The 22,803-nt window shown below is 65.0% G+C and carries 23 protein-coding genes; 15 read left to right on the top strand and 8 right to left on the bottom strand.

From position 1 onward, the window contains the following. Window positions 1-130: 130 nt before the first annotated feature. Window positions 131-736: a nucleotide exchange factor GrpE gene (gene grpE, locus ACVWZM_RS18075; RefSeq protein ID WP_028341763.1), complete on the top strand. Its 606-nt coding sequence runs from the start codon at window positions 131-133 to the stop codon at window positions 734-736. A gap of 48 nt (window positions 737-784) precedes the next feature. Here the strand turns inward: grpE and ACVWZM_RS18070 are convergent, their stop codons facing one another. The 4 genes from ACVWZM_RS18070 to ACVWZM_RS18055 form a co-directional block, all read right to left on the bottom strand. Beyond that, the gene (locus ACVWZM_RS18070) at window positions 785-1,210 is read right to left on the bottom strand and encodes a VOC family protein (RefSeq protein WP_456854091.1); all 426 of its coding nucleotides are present in this window, start codon (window positions 1,208-1,210) and stop codon (window positions 785-787) included. 68 nt (window positions 1,211-1,278) lie between these two features. Next, the gene (locus tag ACVWZM_RS18065) at window positions 1,279-2,133 is read right to left on the bottom strand and encodes a helix-turn-helix domain-containing protein (RefSeq protein ID WP_456854089.1); all 855 of its coding nucleotides are present in this window, start codon (window positions 2,131-2,133) and stop codon (window positions 1,279-1,281) included. Window positions 2,134-2,155: 22 nt separating this feature from the next. Then, complete coding sequence (gene pncA, locus ACVWZM_RS18060; RefSeq protein WP_038382697.1) at window positions 2,156-2,866, bottom strand: bifunctional nicotinamidase/pyrazinamidase; 711 nt, start codon at window positions 2,864-2,866, stop codon at window positions 2,156-2,158. 84 nt (window positions 2,867-2,950) lie between these two features. Further along, a complete protein-coding gene (locus tag ACVWZM_RS18055; RefSeq protein WP_456854087.1) occupies window positions 2,951-3,886 on the bottom strand; it encodes a hypothetical protein in 936 nt (311 codons plus the stop codon). 566 nt (window positions 3,887-4,452) lie between these two features. Between ACVWZM_RS18055 and dnaK the strand changes: the two genes are divergently transcribed. The 8 genes from dnaK (at window position 4,453) to ACVWZM_RS18015 (ending at window position 11,573) form a co-directional block, all read left to right on the top strand. Then, the gene (gene dnaK / locus ACVWZM_RS18050) at window positions 4,453-6,354 is read left to right on the top strand and encodes a molecular chaperone DnaK (protein ID WP_028335770.1); all 1,902 of its coding nucleotides are present in this window, start codon (window positions 4,453-4,455) and stop codon (window positions 6,352-6,354) included. Window positions 6,355-6,526: 172 nt separating this feature from the next. Further along, complete coding sequence (dnaJ, locus tag ACVWZM_RS18045; protein WP_050383491.1) at window positions 6,527-7,654, top strand: molecular chaperone DnaJ; 1,128 nt, start codon at window positions 6,527-6,529, stop codon at window positions 7,652-7,654. Window positions 7,655-7,753: 99 nt separating this feature from the next. Next, window positions 7,754-8,356 carry a class I SAM-dependent methyltransferase gene (locus tag ACVWZM_RS18040; RefSeq protein WP_057020360.1) on the top strand — a complete coding sequence of 201 codons (603 nt, stop codon included), beginning with the start codon at window positions 7,754-7,756 and terminating at the stop codon, window positions 8,354-8,356. A gap of 48 nt (window positions 8,357-8,404) precedes the next feature. Next, window positions 8,405-8,983 (top strand): NADPH-dependent FMN reductase, encoded by a 579-nt coding sequence (locus ACVWZM_RS18035; RefSeq protein WP_229192237.1) that lies wholly within the window; start codon window positions 8,405-8,407, stop codon window positions 8,981-8,983. 6 nt (window positions 8,984-8,989) lie between these two features. Continuing rightward, entirely contained in the window at window positions 8,990-9,700 is a 711-nt protein-coding gene (gene pyrF / locus ACVWZM_RS18030) for an orotidine-5'-phosphate decarboxylase (RefSeq protein ID WP_229192238.1), read from the top strand. Between the two features lie 21 nt (window positions 9,701-9,721). Continuing rightward, the gene (locus ACVWZM_RS18025; protein WP_057020363.1) at window positions 9,722-10,018 is read left to right on the top strand and encodes a DUF1330 domain-containing protein; all 297 of its coding nucleotides are present in this window, start codon (window positions 9,722-9,724) and stop codon (window positions 10,016-10,018) included. 71 nt (window positions 10,019-10,089) lie between these two features. After that, complete coding sequence (gene dapB / locus ACVWZM_RS18020; RefSeq protein ID WP_016841511.1) at window positions 10,090-10,902, top strand: 4-hydroxy-tetrahydrodipicolinate reductase; 813 nt, start codon at window positions 10,090-10,092, stop codon at window positions 10,900-10,902. Window positions 10,903-10,949: 47 nt separating this feature from the next. Then, entirely contained in the window at window positions 10,950-11,573 is a 624-nt protein-coding gene (locus ACVWZM_RS18015; protein WP_028341753.1) for a 2,3-bisphosphoglycerate-dependent phosphoglycerate mutase, read from the top strand. 124 nt (window positions 11,574-11,697) lie between these two features. On the opposite strand, the gene ACVWZM_RS18010 is transcribed toward ACVWZM_RS18015, so the two are convergent. Then, on the bottom strand, window positions 11,698-12,594 hold the full coding sequence (locus ACVWZM_RS18010; RefSeq protein ID WP_057020364.1) for a methylated-DNA--[protein]-cysteine S-methyltransferase: 897 nt from the start codon (window positions 12,592-12,594) through the stop codon (window positions 11,698-11,700). A 273-nt stretch (window positions 12,595-12,867) separates the two neighbouring features. Beyond that, on the bottom strand, window positions 12,868-13,428 hold the full coding sequence (locus ACVWZM_RS18005) for a DUF2244 domain-containing protein (RefSeq protein ID WP_244558980.1): 561 nt from the start codon (window positions 13,426-13,428) through the stop codon (window positions 12,868-12,870). A 22-nt stretch (window positions 13,429-13,450) separates the two neighbouring features. On the opposite strand from ACVWZM_RS18005, the gene nth reads away from it, so the two are divergent. The 6 genes from nth (at window position 13,451) to ACVWZM_RS17975 (ending at window position 20,355) form a co-directional block, all read left to right on the top strand. Then, window positions 13,451-14,224, top strand: a complete 774-nt coding sequence (nth, locus tag ACVWZM_RS18000) for an endonuclease III (protein ID WP_200844514.1) — start codon at window positions 13,451-13,453, stop codon at window positions 14,222-14,224. A gap of 106 nt (window positions 14,225-14,330) precedes the next feature. Further along, entirely contained in the window at window positions 14,331-15,476 is a 1,146-nt protein-coding gene (locus ACVWZM_RS17995) for an HlyD family secretion protein (RefSeq protein ID WP_168856183.1), read from the top strand. Further along, window positions 15,463-17,091 carry an MFS transporter gene (locus ACVWZM_RS17990; RefSeq protein ID WP_456854084.1) on the top strand — a complete coding sequence of 543 codons (1,629 nt, stop codon included), beginning with the start codon at window positions 15,463-15,465 and terminating at the stop codon, window positions 17,089-17,091. Before ACVWZM_RS17995 ends, ACVWZM_RS17990 begins: the two co-directional genes overlap by 14 nt. Window positions 17,092-17,231: 140 nt before the next feature. Beyond that, the gene (locus ACVWZM_RS17985) at window positions 17,232-18,284 is read left to right on the top strand and encodes a type III polyketide synthase (RefSeq protein WP_253640938.1); all 1,053 of its coding nucleotides are present in this window, start codon (window positions 17,232-17,234) and stop codon (window positions 18,282-18,284) included. Continuing rightward, window positions 18,281-18,793: an isoprenylcysteine carboxyl methyltransferase family protein gene (locus ACVWZM_RS17980; RefSeq protein ID WP_057020367.1), complete on the top strand. Its 513-nt coding sequence runs from the start codon at window positions 18,281-18,283 to the stop codon at window positions 18,791-18,793. The genes ACVWZM_RS17985 and ACVWZM_RS17980 overlap by 4 nt, the downstream gene beginning before the upstream one ends. Further along, window positions 18,790-20,355 carry a DHA2 family efflux MFS transporter permease subunit gene (locus tag ACVWZM_RS17975; protein WP_456854082.1) on the top strand — a complete coding sequence of 522 codons (1,566 nt, stop codon included), beginning with the start codon at window positions 18,790-18,792 and terminating at the stop codon, window positions 20,353-20,355. Before ACVWZM_RS17980 ends, ACVWZM_RS17975 begins: the two co-directional genes overlap by 4 nt. On the opposite strand, the gene ACVWZM_RS17970 is transcribed toward ACVWZM_RS17975, so the two are convergent. Next, a complete protein-coding gene (locus ACVWZM_RS17970) occupies window positions 20,352-21,104 on the bottom strand; it encodes a sulfate transporter family protein (RefSeq protein ID WP_316398090.1) in 753 nt (250 codons plus the stop codon). The two genes, ACVWZM_RS17975 and ACVWZM_RS17970, sit on opposite strands and share 4 nt — an antisense overlap. A gap of 104 nt (window positions 21,105-21,208) precedes the next feature. Beyond that, a complete protein-coding gene (locus tag ACVWZM_RS17965; RefSeq protein WP_057020369.1) occupies window positions 21,209-22,621 on the bottom strand; it encodes an MFS transporter in 1,413 nt (470 codons plus the stop codon). Window positions 22,622-22,803: the final 182 nt, after the last annotated feature.

Below are 22,803 nucleotides of genomic sequence, written 5' to 3'. Positions count from 1 at the left end.
CTTCACCCAAGCCGGAGATCCCAGTTCCCGAGACCGGTATGTTGCGCTTGATTTTCGCCGCCCAAAGCACGATATCCCGGCAAGCAATCCCCAAGATTTGAACCGACGCGACTTTTCGAGAAGGCAAGCCATGACCGATCCGAACCGGGCCAATGACAACACCGAGAATTCGGCGCCGACGGGTGAGCCCGTGGTCTCGAAACCCTACATCATGCCTGACGAGCCCGAGGCCGGATCGGCGGAGGCGCTGACCAAGGAGCTCGCCGAGGCGCGCGACCGGACGCTGCGCACCCTGGCCGAGATGGAGAATCTCCGCCAGCGCACCCGCCGCGAGGTCGCCGACGCCAAGACCTACGGCATCACCGGCTTTGCCCGCGACGTGCTCGATATCGCCGACAACCTGCAGCGCGCGCTCGATGCGGTGCCAGCCGAGACCAAGGAAGCCGCCGATCCCGGCCTGAAGGCGCTGATCGAAGGCGTCGAGCTGACCGAACGTTCGCTGCTCAACGCGCTGGAGAAGAACGGCGTCAAGAAGTTCGACCCGATCGGCGAGAAGTTCGATCCGAACTTCCAGCAGGCGATGTTCGAGGTGCCCGATCCGTCGGTGCCGTCGGGCACCGTGGTGCAGGTCGTGCAGGCCGGTTACATGATCGGCGAGCGCATCCTGCGTCCGGCGCTGGTCGGCGTCTCCAAAGGCGGCGCCAAGGCCGCCCCGACCGCCGACATCACCGCCTGATCCGTCCGATCCCGGACACCCGTCTGTGAGCTCGCGGATTGCGCGGGCTCACGGTCGCGGCTTCTCGTGTGCCTTCGGCCAATAGGTGCCGAAGCTCCAGAGATTTCCTTCCGGATCGCGGCAGGCGAAGTCGCGGCTGCCATAATCCGTGTTTCGCAGTTCCATCTCGATCTTCGCTCCGGCAGCCTTGACCTTCGCGTGCAGCGCGTCGGGATCGTCGACGGCGATATAGATCGAGTCGGTGCGGCGGTTGTCGAGGTCGCCGACCAGCCTGCCATATGCGTCGTCGCGGCTCTGGCCCAGCATCAGCATCGAGGAACCAAAGGCGAGCTCGGCGTGATGGATCACGCCGCCATCGCGGTAGACGACGTGTTCGGTGAACCCAAGCACCGTCGTGAGCCAATTGGTCATCGCCTCGGCATCCTTGCAGCGCAGGGTCGGGTAGATGCGGGGCGGTTCGATGTCGTGCGTCATGGTCGCTCACCTCCTTGGCTGACGGCGCCATCCTGCACGGGGCAACGCGGCGTTGGCTTGAAGGTTTGTTACCAGTCCGCCAGCCCATCGCCGGCGTGAACCAGCCGGCGGTCGGTCAGCGCCCGGCGGCGCGACCAGGCGGTTGGCGGTTCGCCTGCGAATTCGACGAACTCGCGGGCGAGATGGGCCTGGTCGGCATAGCCGCTTTCCGCCGCGATCCCCGCCCAGCCAAGCGCTGCGCCGCTTTGCGCCAGCCGGCTCGCCCGGTGAAACCGCATCATGCGCGCCAGCGATTTGGGGGCGAGGCCGAGTTCGGACCGAAACCGGCCAGCCAGATGCTTGCGGCTCCAGCCGATCTCGTCGGCCAATGCCGTGATGCTGATAGCGCCGGCCGAACGCGCCAGTTTTCGATAGGCGAACGCGACTTCGGGAGACGGCATGTGGCCGGCGCGGCGCAGCACGAACGCCTCGATCAGGTCGAAGCGGCGCTGCCAGCAGGTCACGGCGCCGAGCTGTTCGCGCAGACGACGGCCATCATGGCCGAGCACATCGTCGATATCGACCATGCGCCCGACCAGGTCGGTCACGGCGCCGCCGAAGAAGCCGTAGGCGCCGAGCGGGGTGAAATCGACCTGCACGCAGGCGGCGCGCCCGTCGGACTCGATGTAGACAGGCCCGGCATGCAGGCCGGCGGCGAAGCTGAGCTGACGATCGGCCGCACCGGGCTCGCGCGACAGCGCGATCAGGAACGGCGAGCCGAAACTGATGATCAGCGGGACGATCAGCGGCGCGGTCTGCCGCTGCGCGAACCGGCCCGTTGCGGTCTCGCGATAACCGGTGATCCGGACGATCAGGCCAGCCATGCGCGGCGACGGCAGGCGCTGCGCGAGATCGAATGCATGAGGTGACGCAGGCTCGGCCATGCGAATCTCGCGAGGCTGCGTCTTACGCGATATCCGAGGACTGGATGCGCTTGACGCCGGCCTTGGCCATGTCGTCCCAGGCCTTGGCGAGCGATCCCTGGGTGTCGATGCCGCGGCAGGCATCTTCCACCACATAGGTCTCGAAGCCGGCCTTGCGCGCATCGAGCGCGGTCCATGCCACGCAGAAATCGGTGGCGAGCCCGGCCACGAAAACCCGCTCGACGTTGCGCGCCTTGAGATAGGCGGCGAGCCCGGTGGTGGTCTTGCCGTCGGCCTCGGTGAAGGCGGAGTAGCTGTCGACGTCCTTGTGAAAACCCTTGCGGATGATCAGCTCGGCCTGCGGGATCGCGAGTTCCTTCGACAGCGATGCGCCGTCGGTGCCCTGCACGCAGTGGTCGGGCCACAGCACCTGCTTGCCATAGGCAAGGTCGACGGTCTCGAACGGCTTCTTGCCGGAATGGGTCGAGGCAAAGGAGATGTGTCCGGGCGTGTGCCAGTCCTGCGTCATCACCACATTGGCAAAGCTCTTGGCGATCCGGTTGATCACCGGCACCACCTGCTCGCCGTCCTTCACGGCAAGGCTGCCGCCGGGCAGGAAGCAGTTCTGGACGTCGATCACGAGCAGCGCGGAGCCGTCGTCGGGCTTGATCGCAGCCGCCCAGAGATGTTTTGGAACCAGCGCCGCAAGCGCCAGCGTACCGAGCCCTGCAACGACCTGTCGTCGATCCAACATCGCGCCCCTCCTCGCTCTGATAACCGTGCGAGGAGGCTAGTTCCGTTCGTGGAGCTGCGAAAGTCCGATTTTTCGGCGGGCCTGTCAGCCGCGCGGCTGGATGCCGTCGCGCACCGCGCGGAAGCGCGGGAAGGCCTTCTCCCAATCGGTGCGCGGGGAGCTGCCGATGATGCGCATCGATGTTTGCGCGCCGAACCGCAGCCATTGCACGATGGTCACCGGGGTATTGTCCTTGCCGCTGACGGCGTCGATGCGCGTCTCGAAGCCGGGCTGGCCGTCGATCCGGATCGGTTCGGACATGGTGATCCGCCCGTCGCGCACGCCGGGGATCGTGGTGGCTATCTGCTGGGCGAAGCGGCCGCGATCATCCGGTGTGGCCGGGGCCGAGCCGATGATGCCAAGCAGCATAAAGGGCTTGGTCTCAAGGCCCTTGTCGTCGCCGTCGGCCATCAGCAGCGCCGCGCCCGGCGCCAGCATGCGGACATTCTTGAAGCTGCTGAGCTCGGTGACCTTGAACGGCATCATGCCGAGCTGTTCGTCGACCGGCACCTCGTTGCGGATCTGGGCGGTGGCGAACATCTGCCGCACGGCGTCGTCGGTGTAGATCTTGCTCGCGTTCTCCGGCACCTGCACCGCGACATAGCCGGAGAAGGTCGGTCCCGGCAGGATCATGGAATAGCGCCGCACATTGGTGGTGCCGTCACGCGCGCTCTCCACGGTGTAATAGGCGAGGCCGGCCGGCGTCTCGAGGCTCTCCGGCTTGATGTTTCCGCTACCAGCCGGGTTGGCCTTGAAGGCGCTCACGACCTCGTTGTAGGCGTCCGCGGGCAGATCGGCGATCAAGACCTTCACGCCCTGGTCCTCGGTCTCGAAGCCGATGAACGACTTGGCGCGGTTGAGGCCCACCAGCGGCTTCATCCCGACATGCGCGCCCGGCGGAAACACCACGTCGGTGGCAAAGCCACGACAGGTGGCAGCAAGCAGCAAGGCAACCGCAACGAGAAGTCGAAAAGGCGTCATGGGGGATCTACCGGTTTTGCTTGGTGGCCGCGCAACGGGGCCGGTGCAGGGCTGGATGGCCTCTTTCAGTCGGACCGCTTTTAGCGGTTTTGATGACCCTGCAACAGGCCGCCAAAGCCGCGCTCCGGGCCTGCAGGCCCGATTCCATGGGCTTTTCGTCCCGATTGGCTGGCACTTTCCAGTTTCCCGACGTTTCCGACGATCGGCCACCAGCGGCCAAACAGCGCGCCCTCGGCCTGCGCCCGCTTCCGCATACGACGTTTGTGAGTGTTCACTCAACAGCGCGGACGTCGCGTGGCGGATGTTCGCGGTCGACGGCGTGCCGCATCATTGCCGATTTGTTAACTTGGATCGGGCTTGAACCGGCGCTGCAGCCGGGCTGACACAATCTTTCAAACGTCAGTCTTTTCAGGCCTCAACGTTGCGTCCAGTCCTTGCGGGCAGGACCCTCTCTCCTATATCAGGCTCACCGTCGCAATATCGCGAGTATGTGAACGTCTGGGGGTTCGGTACGGAGCGCCGTCAGGGCCCAACCAACCTGCCGTAGCAAAGAGGATATCAAAACCATGGGTAAGGTCATTGGGATCGACCTCGGCACCACGAATTCGTGCGTCGCCGTAATGGATGGCAAGAACGCCAAGGTGATCGAGAATGCCGAGGGCATGCGAACGACGCCGTCGATCGTTGCTTTCACTGACGATGGCGAGCGCCTCGTCGGCCAGCCGGCGAAGCGCCAGGCGGTGACCAATCCCGAGCGTACGTTCTTTGCGGTGAAGCGCCTCATTGGCCGCCGCTATGACGACCCGATGGTCGAGAAGGACAAGAAGCTCGTTCCCTACAAGATCGTAAAGGCATCGAACGGCGACGCCTGGGTCGAAGCCGATGGCAAGACCTATTCGCCCTCGCAGGTCTCGGCCTTCATTCTGCAGAAGATGAAGGAGACCGCTGAGGCGCATCTCGGCCAGAAGGTCGAGCAGGCCGTCATTACGGTTCCCGCCTATTTCAACGACGCGCAGCGTCAGGCCACCAAGGACGCCGGCAAGATCGCCGGCCTCGAAGTGCTGCGCATCATCAACGAGCCGACGGCTGCCGCGCTCGCCTACGGTCTCGACAAGTCGAAGTCCGGCACGATCGCCGTGTACGACCTCGGCGGCGGCACCTTCGACGTCTCGATCCTCGAGATCGGCGACGGCGTGTTCGAGGTGAAGTCGACCAACGGCGACACCTTCCTCGGCGGTGAAGATTTCGACATGCGCCTGGTCGGCTATCTCGCCGACGAATTCCAGAAGGAGCAGGGCATCAACCTGCGCAACGACAAGCTTGCCCTGCAGCGCCTGAAGGAGGCTGCGGAGAAGGCCAAGATCGAGCTGTCGTCGACCACGCAGACCGAAATCAACCTGCCGTTCATCACGGCTGACCAGACCGGTCCGAAGCATCTGACGATGAAGCTGACCCGCGCCAAGTTCGAGGCGCTGGTGGCCGATCTCGTCGAGAAGACCATCGAGCCGTGCCGCAAGGCGCTGAAGGATGCCGGCCTGACCGCCGGCGAGATCGGCGAAGTGGTGCTGGTCGGCGGCATGACCCGCATGCCGAAGATCCAGGAAGTCGTGAAGCAGTTCTTCGGCAAGGAGCCGCATAAGGGCGTCAATCCCGACGAGGTCGTCGCGATCGGCGCTGCGATCCAGGCCGGCGTGCTGCAGGGCGATGTCAAGGACGTGCTGCTGCTCGACGTGACCCCGCTGTCGCTGGGCATCGAGACGCTGGGCGGTGTGTTCACCCGCATCATCGACCGCAACACCACGATCCCGACCAAGAAGAGCCAGGTGTTCTCGACCGCCGAAGACAATCAGGGCGCAGTCACCATCCGGGTCTTCCAGGGCGAGCGTGAAATGGCGGCCGACAACAAGATGCTCGGCCAGTTCGACCTGATGGGTATTCCGCCGGCTCCGCGCGGCATGCCGCAGATCGAGGTGACCTTCGACATCGACGCCAACGGTATCGTCAACGTCTCGGCCAAGGACAAGGCGACCGGCAAGGAACAGCAGATCCGGATCCAGGCATCCGGCGGTCTGTCCGAGGCCGACATCGACAAGATGGTCAAGGACGCCGAGGTCAACGCGGCCGAGGACAAGAAGCGCCGTGAGGCTGTCGACGCCAAGAACCATGCCGACGGTCTGGTTCACTCGACCGAGAAGGCTCTGGCCGAACACGGTTCGAAGATCGCCGACACCGAGCGCCGCGCGATCGAAGACGCCGTCAGCGACCTCAAGGAAGCGCTGAAGGGCGACGACGCCGAGGCGATCAAGGCCAAGACCAACACGCTGGCGCAGGCTTCGATGAAGCTCGGCGAGGCCATGTACAAGCAGCAGGCCGAGGCCGATGCGGCCAAGGACGCTGCTAAGGATGACGTTGTCGACGCGGAGTTCACCGAGGTCGACGACGACAAGAACAACAAGAAGTCTGCTTAAGCGCGGATTTGCGATCATGACCCTCACACCAATGAGCACGCGCCGCGTCTCGGAGGAGTGGGGGTCATTTTTCTTTAAGGCGATCGCTGCATCTTCCAGACAGGCGCAATCCTTGACGCAATCGTCAGCGCAATCTTTGGCGATCGCGATGAACTTCGGACGGAATTGAAGGATGTCCACCAAGCGCTGCTATTACGAGACCCTCGAGGTTGAGCGGAACGCGGACGAGACCAAGCTCAAATCGGCTTTCCGCAAGCTCGCGATGAAATGGCATCCGGACAAGAATCCGGGCGACGCCACCAGCGAAGTCCGATTCAAGGAAATCAACGAAGCCTATGAGGTGCTGAAGGACGGCGACAAGCGCGCCGCCTATGACCGCTTCGGCCATGCCGCTTTCGAGCAGGGCATGGGCGGTGGCGGCCCCGGCTTCGGCGCCGGCTTCGCCTCATCCTTCTCCGACATTTTCGAAGACCTGTTCGGCATGGCCGGGCAGCGTCGCAGCGGCGGCCGCGAGCGCGGAGCCGACCTGCGCTACAACATGGAGATCACGCTCGAGGAGGCCTTCCAGGGCAAGACCGCGCAGATCGAGATCCCGGTCTCGGTCACCTGCGAATCCTGCTCGGGCACCGGCGCCAAGGCCGGCACCAAGCCGAAGACCTGCTCGCATTGCGGCGGCGCCGGCCGTGTCCGGCAGGCCCAGGGCTTCTTCACGCTGGAGCGGACCTGTCCCGGCTGTCAGGGTCGCGGCCAGATGATCGAGGATGCCTGCACCTCCTGCGCCGGTTCCGGCCGGGTGACGCGCGAGCGCACGCTGTCGGTCAACATTCCCCCGGGCGTCGAGGACGGCACCCGCATTCGTCTCGCCGGTGAAGGCGAGGCCGGTGTCCGCGGCGGACCGCCCGGCGACCTCTACATCTTCCTGTCGCTGACCACGCACCAATTCTTCCAGCGCGACGGCGCCGACCTGCACTGCCGCGTGCCGATCTCGATGGTGACCGCAGCGCTCGGCGGCGAATTCGAGGTGCCGACCATCGACAAGGGCAAGACTAAGGTGAAGGTGCCTGCCGGCACCCAGTCCAGCCGGCGATTCCGCATCGCATCAAAGGGTATGCCGGTGCTCCGCTCGCGCCAGACTGGCGACATGTATGTCCAGGTCGTGGTCGAAACGCCGCAGAATCTGACCAAGAAGCAGCAAGAACTGCTGATGGAGTTCGAAAAGCTGTCGTCCGGCGCAACTCAGCCGGAGGCAGCGGGTTTCTTCTCTAAGGTCAAGGACTTCTTTGGCAATCGCTCCGTCTAGCCGCAGTCGTTATGCTTGACCGTAACGACTTCGATCTATACGTCTTTGTGACTGTTTTCTGACAACCGCTCGATTGTGCGGTCCCCGCCTGGTAGCGACATGCCTTTGCAATCGTCCGTGCGTGCGTCGAAGAAGCCCCTCCGTCTCGACGACGAGGTTCGATTTCTCCGTTCATGGATGGAGAAGCCGCTGCATATGGGCGCGGTGATGCCGTCCGGACGGCTGCTCGCCCGCACCATGGCGCAATATGTCGATCGCGACGCCGAGGGGCCGGTCGTCGAACTTGGACCCGGCACCGGGGCGATCACCAACGCGCTGATCGAGCACGGCGTCGACCAGAAGCGTCTCGTCCTGGTCGAATACAATCCCGGTTTCTGCGCGTTGCTGCGCGAACGTTATCCGCAGGCCAAGGTGGTCCAGGGCGACGCCTACAGGCTCCGCGACACGCTGTGGGATGTCATGAAATCTCCCGCCTCGGCCGTGGTCTCCGGCCTGCCGCTCGTCACCAAGCCGATGCTGACCCGCCTGAGGCTGGTCCGTGACGCTTTCCTGGCGCTCGCACCCGGCGCGCCGTTCATTCAGTTCACCTATTCGGTGGTGCCTCCGATTCCGAAGTCGCTGCCGGGCGTGTCCACAGAGGCCTCCGAGCGGATCTGGATGAACCTTCCGCCCGCGCGGGTCTGGGTGTATCGCAAGGGCTGACCACCCGGCGCCGTCGCGCCGGGCGAGCGCCTTACCTGCGATTTCAAAATGTCCGCGCTGAAAATCCTCGTGATCCCCGGATCGCTTCGGTCAGGCTCGCTCAATGCGAAGCTGGCTGCCGTGCTGGCGCACGAACTGGCGCAATCCGGCGCCGACGTCACCCGCATCTCGCTCGGCGATTTTCCGCTGCCGATCTATGATGGCGACCTGCAGGCGAAATCCGGCGTGCCGCAGCATGCCGTGAATCTGAAACGGATGATCGGCGCCCATCATGGCGTGCTGATCGTGACGCCGGAATACAATTCCTCGGTGCCGGCGCTGGTGAAGAACACGATCGACTGGGTGAGCCGCGTGCAGGATCCGCATGAGGTGCGAGGCCAAGTGTTCCACGGCCGCGCGTTCGCGATCTCAGCCGCATCCGGCAACCGGCTCGGCGGCACCCGCGCGCTCGCGGCGCTGCGCCTGATCCTGTCGGCGTGCCGCGCCACCGTGATCCCGAACCAGCTCGCGCTGTCATTCGCCGAGCAGGCCTATGACGATATGGATCATCTGAAGCACCAGGCCGACATCGACGCGATGCGCGCGCTGGTGCGGCAGCTGATCGACCATTCCCAACGCATGATGTGAGGTGACATGCAGCCAACCAGGATCGCTCCAAGAGACCGGTTGATCGTGGCGCTCGATCTGCCGTCCGTCGCCAGCGCCGAGGCGATGATCGACCGGCTCGGCGATGCCGTCACCTTCTACAAGATCGGCTATCAGCTCGGTTATGCCGGCGGCCTCATCCTGGCGAAGCAGCTTGCAGGCAGCGGCAAGAAGGTCTTCCTCGATCTGAAGCTGCACGACATCGGCAACACCGTCGCGCGCGGGGTCGAAAGCGTCGCCGGGCTTGGCGCGACCTTCCTCACCGTGCATGCCTACCCGCAGACCATGAAGGCGGCGGTCGAGGCACGCGCCGGCTCCGGCCTGAAGATCCTCGCGGTGACGGTGCTGACCTCCTACGACGACGCCGATCTGCATGCGGCGGGCTATCGCCTCAACGTCTCCGATCTCGTCGAAGCGCGCGCCAAACAGGCGCAGGCGCTTGGCGTTGACGGCCTCGTCAGCTCGCCCGAGGAGGCCGCCGCCTTGCGCAAGATCGTCGGCGACCAGATGAACCTGGTGACCCCGGGCATCCGCCCCGCAGGCTCGGCGACCGGCGACCAGAAGCGCATCATGACGCCGGCTCGCGCCATTGCCGCCGGCGCCGACTTTCTCGTGGTCGGACGTCCGGTGATGGAAGCCGCCGACCCGAAGGCATCAGCCGAAGCCATTCACGCCGAAATCGCCCAGGCGCTCGCCTGAACAACAAGAGGGAGAACAGAGATGGCGAAGGGATACTGGATTGGACGCGTCGACGTTCACAATGAGGAAGGCTACAAGCCCTACATGGCGGCCAACCCCGCCATCTTCCAGAAATTCGGCGGCAAGTTCATCGTTCGCGGTGGCAAGTTCACCGGCGTGGAGGGACAGAGCCGCTCCCGCAATGTCGTGATCGAATTCCCCGATTACGCGACCGCGCTCGCTTGCTACCAATCGCCGGAATACCAAGCCAACATCAAGGTGCGGCAGCCGCATTCGATCGCCGACCTCATCATCATCGAGGGGCACGACAGCCCATAGTCCGCACATCGGGTAGCCGGTTCGGTTGCCGGAACAGCCTTGGCTCGCTATATCGCGTGGAGAGGTGAGCCATGGCTGACATGCGTTTGATCGTTGCGGGAGCCGGCGGCCGGATGGGCCGCACGCTGACCCGGGTGATTTCCGAAACCCCGGGGGCGGTGCTGGTCGGCGCGCTGGAAGCGCCGGGCTCGGAACTGCTCGGCAAGGACGCCGGCGTGCTCGCCGGCCTCCCCGCCAATGACGTCAAGCTGTCGGCCGATCTGTGGTCGATGTCGGCCGGCGCCGACGGCATCCTGGATTTCACCGTGCCGGCCGCGACCATCGCCAACGTCGCGATCGCGGCCGAGCGCGGCCTCGTTCACGTCATCGGCACCACCGGGATGTCGCCGTCCGACGATGCGGTGATCCGCAGCGTGACCAACCGCGCCATCGTGGTGAAGTCAGGCAATATGAGCCTCGGTGTCAATCTGCTCGCCGCGCTCGTCAAGCGCGTCGCGCAATCGCTCGACCAGAGCTTTGACATCGAAATTCTCGAGATGCACCACAAGTCCAAGATCGATGCGCCGTCGGGCACCGCCTTGATGCTCGGCGAAGCCGCGGCCGCGGGACGCGGAATCGCGCTCGATCAGCATTCGGCGCGCGGCCGCGATGGTCTCACCGGCGCGCGGCGCGCGGGCGATATCGGCTTTGCCTCGTTGCGCGGCGGCACCGCGGCCGGCGATCACAGCGTGATCTTTGCCGGCCCCTCCGAGCGCATCACGCTCTCGCACCATGCAGAAGATCGCGCGCTGTTCGCGCAGGGCGCGCTGAAGGCAGCGCTGTGGGCGCATGGCAAGAAGCCAGGCATGTATTCGATGGCCGACGTCCTCGGGTTGAGCGACTGACACCGCTCGACGGAATGAAATCCAGCTAAGCGAAAACGGAATCTGAAATGAGTGATCGTCTCCTTGTGCTCGTTCGTCACGGTCAGAGCGACTGGAATCTGAAGAACCTGTTCACCGGGTGGAAGGACCCTGATCTCACCGAGCAGGGCGTCAACGAAGCGAACGAGGCCGGCCGCAAGCTGAAGGCGCAGGGCCTGTCGTTCGATGTCGCGTTCACCTCCGATCTTACCCGTGCGCAGCACACGCTGAAGCTGATGCTGGAGCAGATCGGCCAGACCGGATTGCCGACCACGAAGAATCTCGCGCTCAATGAACGCGATTACGGTGATCTCTCCGGCCTCAACAAGGACGACGCCCGCAAGAAGTGGGGCGAGGATCAGGTTCTGATCTGGCGCCGTTCCTACGACGTGCCGCCGCCCGGCGGCGAAAGCCTGAAGGACACGCTGGCGCGCACGCTGCCCTATTACGTACAGGAGATCCTGCCCGGCGTGCTGCGCGGCCAGCGCACGCTGATCGCCGCCCACGGCAATTCGCTGCGCGCGCTGATCATGGTGCTGGAGAAGCTGACGCCGGAGCAGATCCTCAAGCGCGAACTCGCCACCGGCGCGCCGGTGGTCTATCGGCTCAATGCCGATTCCACCGTTGCGTCCAAGGTCGATCTCGCGGGGTAGAGGTTTGATGTTGTCATTCCGGGGCGATGCGCAGCATCGAACCCGGAATCTCGAGATTCCCCGATGCGCAATTGCGCATCTGTGGTCTGGTCCTTCGGACCATCCCGTAATGACGAGATAGAGGTTAGTGCAATCCGACCTGGCCGGCTTCCCAGCCCAGCATCGCCTGCTTGCGGGTGATGCCCCAGTGATAGCCGGTCAGCGCGCCGCTCTTGCCGAGCGCGCGATGGCAGGGCACCACGAACGACACCGGATTGCGGCCGACCGCGGCGCCGACCGCGCGCGAGGCTTTCGGGCTGTTGATCTTGCAGGCGATGTCGGAATAGCTGACCGCGCGGCCCATCGGGACCTTGAGCAGCGTCTCCCACACCCGCACCTCGAAGTCGGTGCCGATCAAGACGACGCGCAGCGGCTGGTCCGCCCGCCACAACCTTGTATCGAACACGCGCTGCGCCAGCGCGGCGGTGCCGTCGGTGTCCTCGACATAGGTCGCGTTCGGCCAGCGCCGCTTCATGTCGGCGAATGCGGTCTGCTCGTCGCCGTGATCGGCGAAGGCAAGCCCCGCAAGCCCGCGATCCGTTGCGATCACGATCGCGGTGCCGAACGGCGAGGGATGGAAGCCGTAGCGCAGCGTCATGCCGCCGGCGCCGGTCTTCCATTCGCCCGGCGACATCGCCTCATGCGTGACGAACAGGTCGTGCAGCCGTCCCGGCCCTGACAGGCCGGAGTCGAGTGCCGCGTCGAGCACGCTGGCGGAATCGCGCAGCAGGTTCTTGGCGTGGTCCAGGGTCAGCGCCTGCATGAAAGCCTTCGGCGTCAGCCCGGCCCAGCGGCGGAACAGATGGTGCAACTCATCCGGCGTGACGGCGGCGGCATCGGCCATCGCTTCGATGGTCGGCTGTGTGCGCCAATGCTCCGAGATGAACGCGATGGCGCGCCGAACCGAGTCATAGTCGCGCAGCGCGGCGCTCTGGAGGCCCGGCTTGGCCAGGCGCTGGTCGTGTATGGCGAGTGTCATCATGGTGTCTGATTTAGGAGCCATGGCGCGTCCAAACCACCCGATTTCTGACAAGCATGATCCGGAAAAGTGGGGACCGGTTTTCCGGCAAGATCATGCTCAAAAGTAAGCTCGACTAGCGTCCCGAATCCGAAGTTCGTATCATTTGCCGCACCTTCGGAGCGAACTTCGGATTCGATAAGGACACTAGCAAACCTTTGATTCTAGTGTGCTTTATGAATGCGAAGTTCGTGAAAGTGGTTGCCGCGAAATCGCACGAACTTCGCATTCAGCACACTAGTGGATGGGGTTGTAAGTCGGTCCGCGTTTCGCGGCGTTGAGCGCCGCCGTCAAGGCCTTGGAGAAGCTGGCCTTTTCGTCCGGTCCGAGGAAGCTGCCAACGCTGACCCGGCGGCCCCGGGAGACCAGATAGAGCCGCTCGATACCGAACTCCTCATGCGAGATCTGTTCGAACCGCACCCAGAGCGGATTGAGCACCCATTCGGCCACATGGCCGCGATGGCTGATCCTGCGCACCCGCAGTTCCGACGGTGTGACGGTGATCTCCTCGCTCGCCTTGGCGGAGCGGAAATTGACCTTGAACGCCCAATAGATCACCAGCGCGTCGAGGCCGAAGAAGCCGAAGATCGGCCAGGCGCCGAGCCACCAGAACACCGCGCCGGCGATGAAGCTGACCACGGTGACGAACGACATCAGCACGATAAAGCCGGTGCGATTCAGCGAGCGGTGCGGCGTCAGCAATGCCGAGAACAGTTTGGGCTCGGCCTCAGCGGCATCAGCCGCGAGATCATTGGCCCTGCGGTCTTCGCCCGGATCAAAGTCGTTGCCTGCGGTCATGACGTATCAGTATATCCGGTTCATGGCCAAAATCATCCGCTCTCAACGCGCCAGCACATCAAGCGTTCGTTCCGCACCGAAGAAGAAGCCTGCGAATGCGGCAAGGCTGCTGCCCAAACGCGGGGCAAAGAAGGCCGCCAAGCGAACCGTAAAGTCAAAGCCATGGACATCGGAGGAGGTCTACGAGGCCTTCGACCGGTTCCGCAAAGCCAATCCCGAGCCCAAGGGCGAGCTCGAGCACCTCAATCCCTACACGCTGCTCGTTGCGGTGGTGCTGTCGGCGCAGGCGACCGACGCCGGCGTCAACAAGGCGACGCGAGCGCTGTTCGCGGTCGCCGACACGCCGGACAAGATGCTTGAGCTCGGCGAGGACAAAGTGCGCGACTACATCAAGACCATCGGGCTCTATCGCAACAAGGCGAAGAACGTCATCGCGCTCTCGCAGAAGCTGATCGCCGAGTTCGGCGGCGAGGTGCCGCGCACGCGTGCCGAGATCGAATCGCTGCCCGGCGCCGGCCGCAAGACCGCGAATGTCGTGCTCAACATGGCGTTCGGCGAGCACACGATGGCGGTCGACACCCATGTGTTTCGCGTCGGCAACCGCACCGGGCTCGCGCCCGGCAAGACGCCGCTCGAGGTCGAGCTGGGATTGGAAAAAGTGATCCCGACCGAGTTCATGCTGCACGCCCATCACTGGCTGATCCTGCATGGCCGCTACACCTGCCTCGCCCGCGGTCCACGTTGCGACGTGTGTCTGATCAATGATCTCTGCCGGTGGCCGGAAAAGACCGTCTGAGGCATGATCGTCGTCATGTGCTATCAGGGCGTTCTCGAGCGAAGTGGATGCCGGTCCGCGTGATAGGTTCGTCGGCTGTTCCGGTGCGTGATTGAGGGAGTGCGGTGTGGCAGAGCAGGTTGAAGATGGTCCGTCACCCGCCAGCCAGACCGCGCCTGCTGCGGCACCTGCCAAGCCGCAACCTTCGGCAAGCGGCTTCTGGAGCCGTTTCGCGATTCCGCTGTTTGCCGTGCTCGTCGCGCTGGTGTTCGTCGCGGTGGCGACCAGCCGCTGGGATGCCTGGGTCGGCAGCGCCACGATCCAGACCACCAATGATGCCTATGTGCGCGCCGAATTGACCCAGCTCTCCAGCCGCGTGTCCGGCGAGGTGCTCACCGTCGCCGTCTCCGATTTCCAGCACGTCAAGGCCGGCGATCTCCTGGTGCAGATCGATCCGGCCGATTATCAGGCGCAGGTGGCGCAAGCCGAGGCCGGCGTGGTCGGTGCTCAGGCCGTGCTCGACAACCTCAACAACCAGGTCGAGCTGCAATATGCGACCATCGCGCAGGCCGAAGCTGCGCGGCTGTCCGCGGAGGCGCAGCAGACTCTGGCACGCCAGGAGGAAGAGCGTCAGCAGTCGCTGTCGCAAACCGACGCCGGCACGCGGCAGCGGCTCGAGCAGGCGACCGCATCCTACGCCAAGGCGGAGGCCGACGTGCGCGCCAGCCGCGCCGTCATCGCGGCACAGCGCCATCAGCTCGAGGTCCTGCAAGGCACCAAGAAGCAGCGCGCCGCCGACCTCGACGCCGCCAAGGCGCTATTGGCATCGGCCAAGCTCAAGCTTGGCTACACCAAGATCGTCGCGCCGTTCGACGGCGTCACCGGCGAGCGCCAAGTCCAGCCGGGCGACTACGTCAACATCGGCGCCAATCTGATCAACGTCGTGCCGCTGCCGAACGTCTATGTGATCGCCAACTACAAGGAGACCCAGCTGACCAACGTCAAGCCGGGCCAGCCGGTCGAGGTCACCGTGGATACGTTCGCGGGCCAGAAGCTGCGCGGCGTCGTCGAGCGCATCGCGCCGGCGAGCGGATCGCAGTTCGCGCTGCTGCCGCCCGACAACGCCACCGGCAATTTCACCAAGGTGGTGCAGCGCATTCCGGTGCGGATCCAGTTCGACAAGGGCCAGCCCTTGCTCGAGCGCCTGCTGCCGGGCATGTCGGTCGTCACGCGGATCGACACCGGCGAGGCGGTCGCCAATGGCGGAAAGTGACGACCGCGACCGTGGTCCGGTCTCGCGCGGCGACGTCGCGCGCTATCCGCTGTTCGCGGTCGTCGCCGTGCTGCTCGGCGCGTTCCTGGCGAATTTCGACAGCCGCCTGACCTCGGTCGGCCTGCCCGATCTGCGCGGCGCATTCTCGCTCAGCTTTGACGAGGGCGCCTGGCTCTCCACGGCTGCCATCGGCTCGCAGATCTTCGTTGCGCCTGCGGTGGCCTGGCTTGCCACCGTGTTCGGCCTGCGCGGGGTGCTCGGCATTCCGAGCCTGGTCTATGCCGTGGTCTCGCTGACTATTCCGTTCGTGCGCGACTACACGACGCTGATCGCGCTCAGCATCGCCCACGGCATGCTGCTCGGCACCTTCGTGCCGGCGACGCTGATGATCATCCTGCGCAATTTGCCGATCCGATGGTGGCTGCCGGCGATTGCGATGTACTCGATCCGCGTCGGCTTCGCGCTCGACTCGTCAAGCTCGCTGGTCGGTTTCTATGTCGAGCATCTCGGCTGGCAGTGGCTGTATTGGCAGGGCGTGGTGATCGCGCCGCTGATGGGGCTGATGGTGTATCTCGGCACGCCGAAAGAACCCGTCAATCGCGACCTGCTGCACCATGCCGATTGGGGCGGCATGCTGCTGCTCGGCGCCGGGGTGTCGATGGTCTATGCCGGGCTCGATCAGGGCAACCGGCTGGACTGGCTGTCGTCGGGCACGGTGATGGCGCTCTTGATCGGCGGCGGGCTGTTGATCGTCGCCTTCATGATCAACGAAATGATCGCGCGCCGGCCCTGGGCGCATTTCAACGTGCTGTTCTCGCGCAATGTCGGGCTCTCGCTGGTCGTCATCCTGCTGTACACGCTGACCAGCCTGTCGAATTCGTCGCTGGTGCCGAACTTCCTCGGCACCGTCGGCGCGCTGCGGCCGGAGCAGTCGGGCGTGCTGCTGTTCACCTACGGCGCGCTGCCGATGTTCGTGCTGGTGCCGATCTCGATTCTGCTGCTGCGCCACCTCGATCCGCGCATCGTCGTGGTGCTCGGCTTCTCGGCGTTCGCAGCCACCAATCTCTGGGGCACGCAGCTGAGCCACGTCTGGGCGCGCGAGGATTTCGTCGGCATCGTCCTGCTCACCTCGATCGGGCAGGCGTTCACGCTGCTGCCGATCATCATCATGGCGCTGTCGAATTCCGATCCGTCGCGGGCGACGGCGTTCGCGGCCTATATCCAGATCATGCGCCTCGGCGGCGCCGAGATCGGCGTCGCGCTGATGGGGACCTGGCTGCGGGTCCGCGAGCAGATCCATTCCAACTATCTCGGACAGCACGTCCAGAATGGCGATATCGACGTCGTGAACCTGCTCAAGCGGCTGGCGGGTGAATTTTCCGGCCACGGCATCGGGACGGCGACGGGGCGCGCCGTCGGCACGCTGGCGGCGCTGGTGCAGCGCGAGGCCAACACGCTCGCCTATATCGACGGCTTCTGGCTGTGCTTCTGGCTCGCGATCCTGGCGCTGGTCCTGGTCGCCTTCATCACGCGCGCGCCGCAGGGCCCGTTGTCGCCGGCGCCGCTCGGCTTGGTGAAGAGCGCGATGCGCAGGCTGGGCGTCACCGCTTCCTGATTTTCGAAGAGGCGGCGCGGATATCGGCGCCGGGTCAATTTATAGTGAATGCGGCGCTCGCGCTATGTCGCAGGCGTGTTGAAATATTTTGCTCATCGCGCGGTTCCAAGAGCGGGGGAAATGGAGCCATGATGATCGAGATAAAGCAGACGGCCGCGCTTGTTTCCCTGGCGACGGCGGTTCCACCGCATCTATTCCATCAGGGACAGGTCCTGCAGGCCGCGCGCAATCTCCTCGCCGATCGCTATCCCGAATTCGAGACGCTCTCCAGCCTGTTCGCCAACACCGGCATCCAGCATCGCTACGGCGTCAAGCCGATCGAATGGTATCTCGAACGGCGCGGCTGGCCGGAGCGAACGCTGGCGTTCCTGGAGGGCGCGGAGACGCTGTACGTCGACGTGGCCCGCAAGGCGATTGCGCGCGCCGACCTGACCGGCGGGGACATCGATATCGTGGTCACGGTGTGCTCGACGGGTATAGCCACGCCGACGCTGGAGGCGCGCGTCGCCGGCAAGCTCGGTCTGCGGACGGATGTGTCGCGCGTGCCGGTGTTCGGCCTGGGCTGCGCGGGCGGCGTGTCGGGCCTGTCGATCGCGGCGCGGCTGGCCGAAGCGCGGCCGGGAGCGAACGTGCTGCTGGTTGCGCTCGAACTCTGCACGCTCGCGGTCCGGCACGACGAGCTCACCAAGGCAAATATCGTTGCGGCCAGCCTGTTCGGCGATGGCGCGGCCGCGATCGTGCTGCGTGCCGGCGACGGTGGCGCGACGCGGATCGAGGCGATGGGCGAAAAGCTGTGGCCGGATACGCTCGACATCATGGGCTGGACGGTCGATCCGGAAGGATTCGGCGTGGTCTTTCAGCGAACCATTCCGGATTTCGTCCGCGACCATGTTGGACCAGCCGTCGCCGAAATCCTGGCGCGGATGCAGCTGATCGCCGATGACATCGACCGCTTCCTCTGCCATCCCGGCGGCGCCAAGGTCATCGCCGCGCTGGAGCGGGCACTCGCGCTCGATCAGGGCACGCTCGATCACGAACGCGACGTCATCGCGGCTTGCGGCAACATGTCGGGCCCGACGGTTCTCTTTGTTCTCGAACGAGCCTGCGCCAAGGGATTGCCGCCGCGCTCGCTGCTCACGGCGCTCGGGCCAGGCTTCACGCTCAGCTGCGTTGCGCTCAGGCACGCGGCGTGAGCTTCGCGTCGGTCATCCTCTCGCTGGTCACGCTGCAGCGTCTCGGCGAGCTCGTGCTGTCACGTCGCAACACCGAGCGGCTTCTCGCACGAGGCGCGGTCGAGGTCGGCGCCAATCACTACCCGCTCATTGTCCTGGTTCACGCCGGCTGGCTGACCGCGCTGTGGATCTGGGGCCGCGACCAGGACGTCAATCTGGCCGCGCTGGCGGGTTTCCTGGTGCTGCAAGGCTTGCGGATATGGATCCTCGTCGCGCTGGGGCCGCGATGGACCACGCGAATCGTCGTGCTGCCGGGCGCGCCGCTGGTCGCATCCGGGCCGTACCGATATTTCCCGCATCCAAACTACGCCGTCGTGGTCGGTGAAATCGCACTTCTTCCCCTCGCGCTCCACCTGCCGCGATTGGCGCTGATCTTTACCCTCCTCAATCTCGCGGTGCTTGCGGTCCGGATTCGGATCGAGAACCGCGCGCTCTCCGTCTCCGATTGGCCGCGCACAAGCACGCCATGAGCAAGGCGGATCACCGAACCGACGGCCCATCGGCTGCGACCTGGACCGGCTTCCTCTTGATGTGCTTCGGCATGTTCATGGCGATTCTCGACATCCAGGTCGTCGCAACCTCGTTGCCGACGATCCAACGCGCGCTAGCGATCTCGCCGGCGGCGATGAGCTGGATCCAGACCGCCTATCTGATCGCGGAGGTGATCGCGATCCCACTGACCGGCCTCTTCACGCATGCGCTGTCGTTGCGATGGCTGTTCGCGCTTGCGGTGAGCCTGTTCACTGCCGCCTCGGTCGGCTGCGCCCTCAGCGGCGGCTTTGCCGCGCTGCTGGCGTTTCGCGTGCTGCAGGGATTTTCCGGCGGCGTGCTGATCCCCGCAGTGTTCTCCGCCGTGTTCACGCTGTTCCCGGCGCGGCTTCATCCGGTGGCCACCACGATCGGCGGCGTCGTCGCGGTGCTCGCGCCGACCGTCGGACCCGTCGTCGGCGGCTGGATCACGCAGACATGGTCCTGGCCATGGCTGTTCCTGATCAATCTGGCTCCGGGAACGGTGGCAGCCACAGTCACGCCGTTGCTGCTTCCGAGGGAAGGCGTGCAGCTTCGGGCGTTCTCCAGACTGGATAAATGGTCGCTTGTCCTGCTAGCAGCGACGCTCGCAAGCTTCATGATTGGTCTGAAGGAAGCGCCGCAACGCGGTTGGGCGTCGATGCCTTGTCTCGGCCTGCTGATCGGAAGCATTGCCGGGATGGCATTGCTGATCCGGCGCACGCTCCGCGCGGTGGATCCGATCGCGCAATTGACGCTTTTCAAGCGGCGTCCGTTCGCGATCGGTTGCGCACTGAGCTTTTGCCTCGGCATTGGCCTGTATGGATCGACCTATCTGATGCCGGTATTCCTCGGTTTCGTCCGCCGCCATGACGCCTTCGAGATCGGCACGATCATGCTGGTCACGGGGGTTGCGCAGCTCGCCGCCGCGCCGCTTGCGGCGATCCTCGAAAGCCGCGTCGGCGCGCGGCGGCTGACCGGCGCGGGCTTCGCCTTGTTCGCGCTCGGCCTCGGCTGGAGCGCCATTCAGCCGCGCACGGCGGATTTTGGCGAGATGTTCTGGCCGCAGGTCGTGCGTGGCGTCGCGATCATTTTCTGCCTGCTACCGCCGACGCGCATTGCGCTGGGCGCCCTGCCGGAGGCGGACATTGCCGACGCCAGCGGACTGTTCAATCTGATGCGCAATCTGGGCGGCGCGATCGGGATCGCCCTGATCGATACCATCCTCTATGGGCGAAGCCCGATCTATGGCGAGGATTTCCGCCTGCGCCTGCTGGCGGGGGATGTCACTGCGGCGCAGGCGATCGGGCTCGATCCGAAGTTGCTGATCGACCGGCCGCCGGGTCTGCCGGACGACGCCACGGTGGCATTCATCCGGCCGTTGGTCGAACGGGCGTCGCTCGCACTCACCGTGAACGAAGCATGGGCGATGCTCGCCTGCGTGGCGATCGTCGGACTGCTGCTTGTACCCTTCGCAAGCGATCGGGTACCGGCATCGCTGCCCGGCCTTCCGGATAACACCTAGACCGAGGACACGTTGGTTCGCCGCGCCGGCTCGAGCAACTCGCGCCGCGGGCCCGACAGCCGCTTGTACATGTGCACCATGAAGGCCATGCCGAACAGCGGCGTCGCCAGATTGACGATCGGGATCGAGACGAAGGCGGCGATGAACAGGCCCGCGGTAAAGACTGTCGCCGCGTTCTCCTTGCGCATCGCCTTGGCGTCATCAGGCGAGCGGAACCGCATCGCCGCAAGCTCGAAATACTCGCGGCCGAGCAGCCAGGCGGTCGCGAGGAAGAAGATGATGAAGCCCGCGCCCGCGAACAGCACGAACGGCAGCGCGACCAGATAGACCAGGATCGTCAGCAGCGCGGTCTTGACGCCCTCGATCGTCGCGAGCGTCACCGGCAGCGCCACGCCGGGATGGTCGGCCGGATAATGCTCGCGCTCGACATGGTCGGCGACGTCGTCGACAAACAGGCTCGCCACCAGCGAGGTGATCGCCGGCATCAGGAAGATGCCGCCGAGCACGACGCCAAGGCCCGCCGAGATCGAGACGATCCAGGACAGCACGTGCAGCGTGGAATGGAAATTGGGGCCGAGCATGCCTTCGGCCCAGACCTCTCCATAGTCGGCAAACCAGCTCAGCAGCCGCTGCAATCCGATCGCCAGCACGGTGATCAGCACCAGCGCGAGCCCGATCGAGCGCCACAGGATCGAGCGCATCGGCGGCGACAGGATTTGCGAAAGCGCCTTGACGGCGGCGGCTAACATGACTGGGTTACCTCTGCACAAATGACCCGCGAGAGGTAGACACCCAATATGGCTTCGGCAAGTGCCGTTTGTGCCGCGGCGAGAGCGTTTTCGAGTGAATTGCTCTAGGCGTCGAGCGGCCTGCCGCGGACGTTCGGTCCCCAGACACCGATGGCAATGATCACGATGACCATCGCCGCGGTGATCAGGCCGAACACGCCGCCGACGCCGGCCTCCTTCAGCATGAACGCCACGATGAAGCCGGAGAAGGTCGCGCTGAGCCGGCTCATCGAATAGACGAGGCCCGCGGCGCGTGCCCGGATCGCGGTCGGAAACACCTCGGTCTGGTAGGCGTGATAGGCGTAGGACAGCGTCATGTTGGCCCCCGTCACCAGCACGCCGCTGGCGATCAGCAGCACCGGCTCGGTGAGCTGCGAGAAGGCGAGACCGAACACCGAGATCGCGGCGGCCGCGCCGCAGATGATCCATTTGCGCTCGAAGCGGTCGGCGAAGGTTGCGGCCAAGAGCGGCGCGAGCGGATAGGCGAAGGCGATGATGAAGGAATATTGCAGGCTCTTGGTGACGTTGATGCCCTTCTGCACCAAGAGCGCCGGAACCCAGTTGGAGAAGCCGTAGACGCCGAATGCCTGGCAGAGATTGAAGATCATGAACAGCACGACGAGCGACGCGTAGGGCGGCCTGAACAGGTCGGCATAGCCGGTCTCGGCCGGCGCACCTGCCGGCGCCATCGCCGCCGTCGCGGTCGGGCGCGGCGCCGCCGTCGGCGATGCGGCTTCGAGCGTCCGCATGATTGTCTCGGCCTCGGCAGCGCGGCCATGGCGGGCCAGCCAGAGTGGGCTTTCCGGAACGTAGAGCCGCAGCACCCAGATGATCATGCTGGCGGCGGCGCCGATCAGCACGACCCAGCGCCAGCCGTCGATGCCGTGCGGCGAGAGCGGCACCAGCCACCACGACAGCGCGGCGACGATCGGCACCGCCGACAGCATCACCGCCTGGTTGATCGCAAACGCCCGGCCGCGCATCCAGCTCGGCACCAGCTCGGTGATGTAGGCGTCGATGGTGATGACCTCGATGCCGATCCCGATCCCGGCGATGAAGCGCCACAGCAGCAGGCCGCCGGGTGTGGTCTGGCACGCCATGATCACGGATGCGGCGCTGTAGAACAGCAGCGACCAAGTGAAGACCGCCTTGCGCCCGAAGCGATCGGCGAGGAAGCCGAGGCAGAACGTGCCGACGAACAGGCCGGCGAAGGTCGCCGCGACGAAGGCGCCGATCCCGGAGAAGCCGAAGAACGCCTGCGTCGTCGTGGTCATCAATCCGCTGCGGGCAAGGCCCGGCGCGATATAGCCGGTAAAGAACAGGTCGTAGATTTCGAAGCAGCCGCCGAGCGAGAGTAGAATCACCAGCCGCCAGACGTAGCCGGACGTGGGCAGCGCCTCGAGCCGTCGCGAAATCTGGTCGGGTCCGCTTGTCGTGGTGGCGAGATCGGCGACCGAGCCGAGTTCGACGGCGCTCATGATGGTCCTCCCCGAATGGTGCAACGGCCGCCCTTCTTGCGAAGGCGTGCCGGTCGCGCATGTTTGGCAGCCGGGAGCCAGAAATCCAGACGAACATATCGAAGGAATCGTTCGATATTTTCGAACTCTGGGGGGAGGGTTGCATTGATTCACCTTTCAAACGGCTTGTTCAACTGTCGCCC

The sequence above is a fragment of the Bradyrhizobium sp. USDA 4501 genome (assembly GCF_054062115.1).
This window is presented reverse-complemented; position numbering and strand designations above follow the sequence as displayed.

Excerpts from the sequence above, each read along its gene's own strand:
- grpE (WP_028341763.1), top strand. The coding sequence starts at position 131 with ATGACCGATCCGAACCGGGCCAATGACAACACCGAGAATTCGGCGCCG.
- ACVWZM_RS18070 (WP_456854091.1), bottom strand. The coding sequence starts at position 1,210 with ATGACGCACGACATCGAACCGCCCCGCATCTACCCGACCCTGCGCTGC.
- ACVWZM_RS18065 (WP_456854089.1), bottom strand. The coding sequence starts at position 2,133 with ATGGCCGAGCCTGCGTCACCTCATGCATTCGATCTCGCGCAGCGCCTG.
- pncA (WP_038382697.1), bottom strand. The coding sequence starts at position 2,866 with ATGTTGGATCGACGACAGGTCGTTGCAGGGCTCGGTACGCTGGCGCTT.
- ACVWZM_RS18055 (WP_456854087.1), bottom strand. The coding sequence starts at position 3,886 with ATGACGCCTTTTCGACTTCTCGTTGCGGTTGCCTTGCTGCTTGCTGCC.
- dnaK (WP_028335770.1), top strand. The coding sequence starts at position 4,453 with ATGGGTAAGGTCATTGGGATCGACCTCGGCACCACGAATTCGTGCGTC.
- dnaJ (WP_050383491.1), top strand. The coding sequence starts at position 6,527 with ATGTCCACCAAGCGCTGCTATTACGAGACCCTCGAGGTTGAGCGGAAC.
- ACVWZM_RS18040 (WP_057020360.1), top strand. The coding sequence starts at position 7,754 with ATGCCTTTGCAATCGTCCGTGCGTGCGTCGAAGAAGCCCCTCCGTCTC.
- ACVWZM_RS18035 (WP_229192237.1), top strand. The coding sequence starts at position 8,405 with ATGTCCGCGCTGAAAATCCTCGTGATCCCCGGATCGCTTCGGTCAGGC.
- pyrF (WP_229192238.1), top strand. The coding sequence starts at position 8,990 with ATGCAGCCAACCAGGATCGCTCCAAGAGACCGGTTGATCGTGGCGCTC.
- ACVWZM_RS18025 (WP_057020363.1), top strand. The coding sequence starts at position 9,722 with ATGGCGAAGGGATACTGGATTGGACGCGTCGACGTTCACAATGAGGAA.
- dapB (WP_016841511.1), top strand. The coding sequence starts at position 10,090 with ATGGCTGACATGCGTTTGATCGTTGCGGGAGCCGGCGGCCGGATGGGC.
- ACVWZM_RS18015 (WP_028341753.1), top strand. The coding sequence starts at position 10,950 with ATGAGTGATCGTCTCCTTGTGCTCGTTCGTCACGGTCAGAGCGACTGG.
- ACVWZM_RS18010 (WP_057020364.1), bottom strand. The coding sequence starts at position 12,594 with ATGATGACACTCGCCATACACGACCAGCGCCTGGCCAAGCCGGGCCTC.
- ACVWZM_RS18005 (WP_244558980.1), bottom strand. The coding sequence starts at position 13,428 with ATGACCGCAGGCAACGACTTTGATCCGGGCGAAGACCGCAGGGCCAAT.
- nth (WP_200844514.1), top strand. The coding sequence starts at position 13,451 with ATGGCCAAAATCATCCGCTCTCAACGCGCCAGCACATCAAGCGTTCGT.
- ACVWZM_RS17990 (WP_456854084.1), top strand. The coding sequence starts at position 15,463 with ATGGCGGAAAGTGACGACCGCGACCGTGGTCCGGTCTCGCGCGGCGAC.
- ACVWZM_RS17975 (WP_456854082.1), top strand. The coding sequence starts at position 18,790 with ATGAGCAAGGCGGATCACCGAACCGACGGCCCATCGGCTGCGACCTGG.
- ACVWZM_RS17970 (WP_316398090.1), bottom strand. The coding sequence starts at position 21,104 with ATGTTAGCCGCCGCCGTCAAGGCGCTTTCGCAAATCCTGTCGCCGCCG.
- ACVWZM_RS17965 (WP_057020369.1), bottom strand. The coding sequence starts at position 22,621 with ATGAGCGCCGTCGAACTCGGCTCGGTCGCCGATCTCGCCACCACGACA.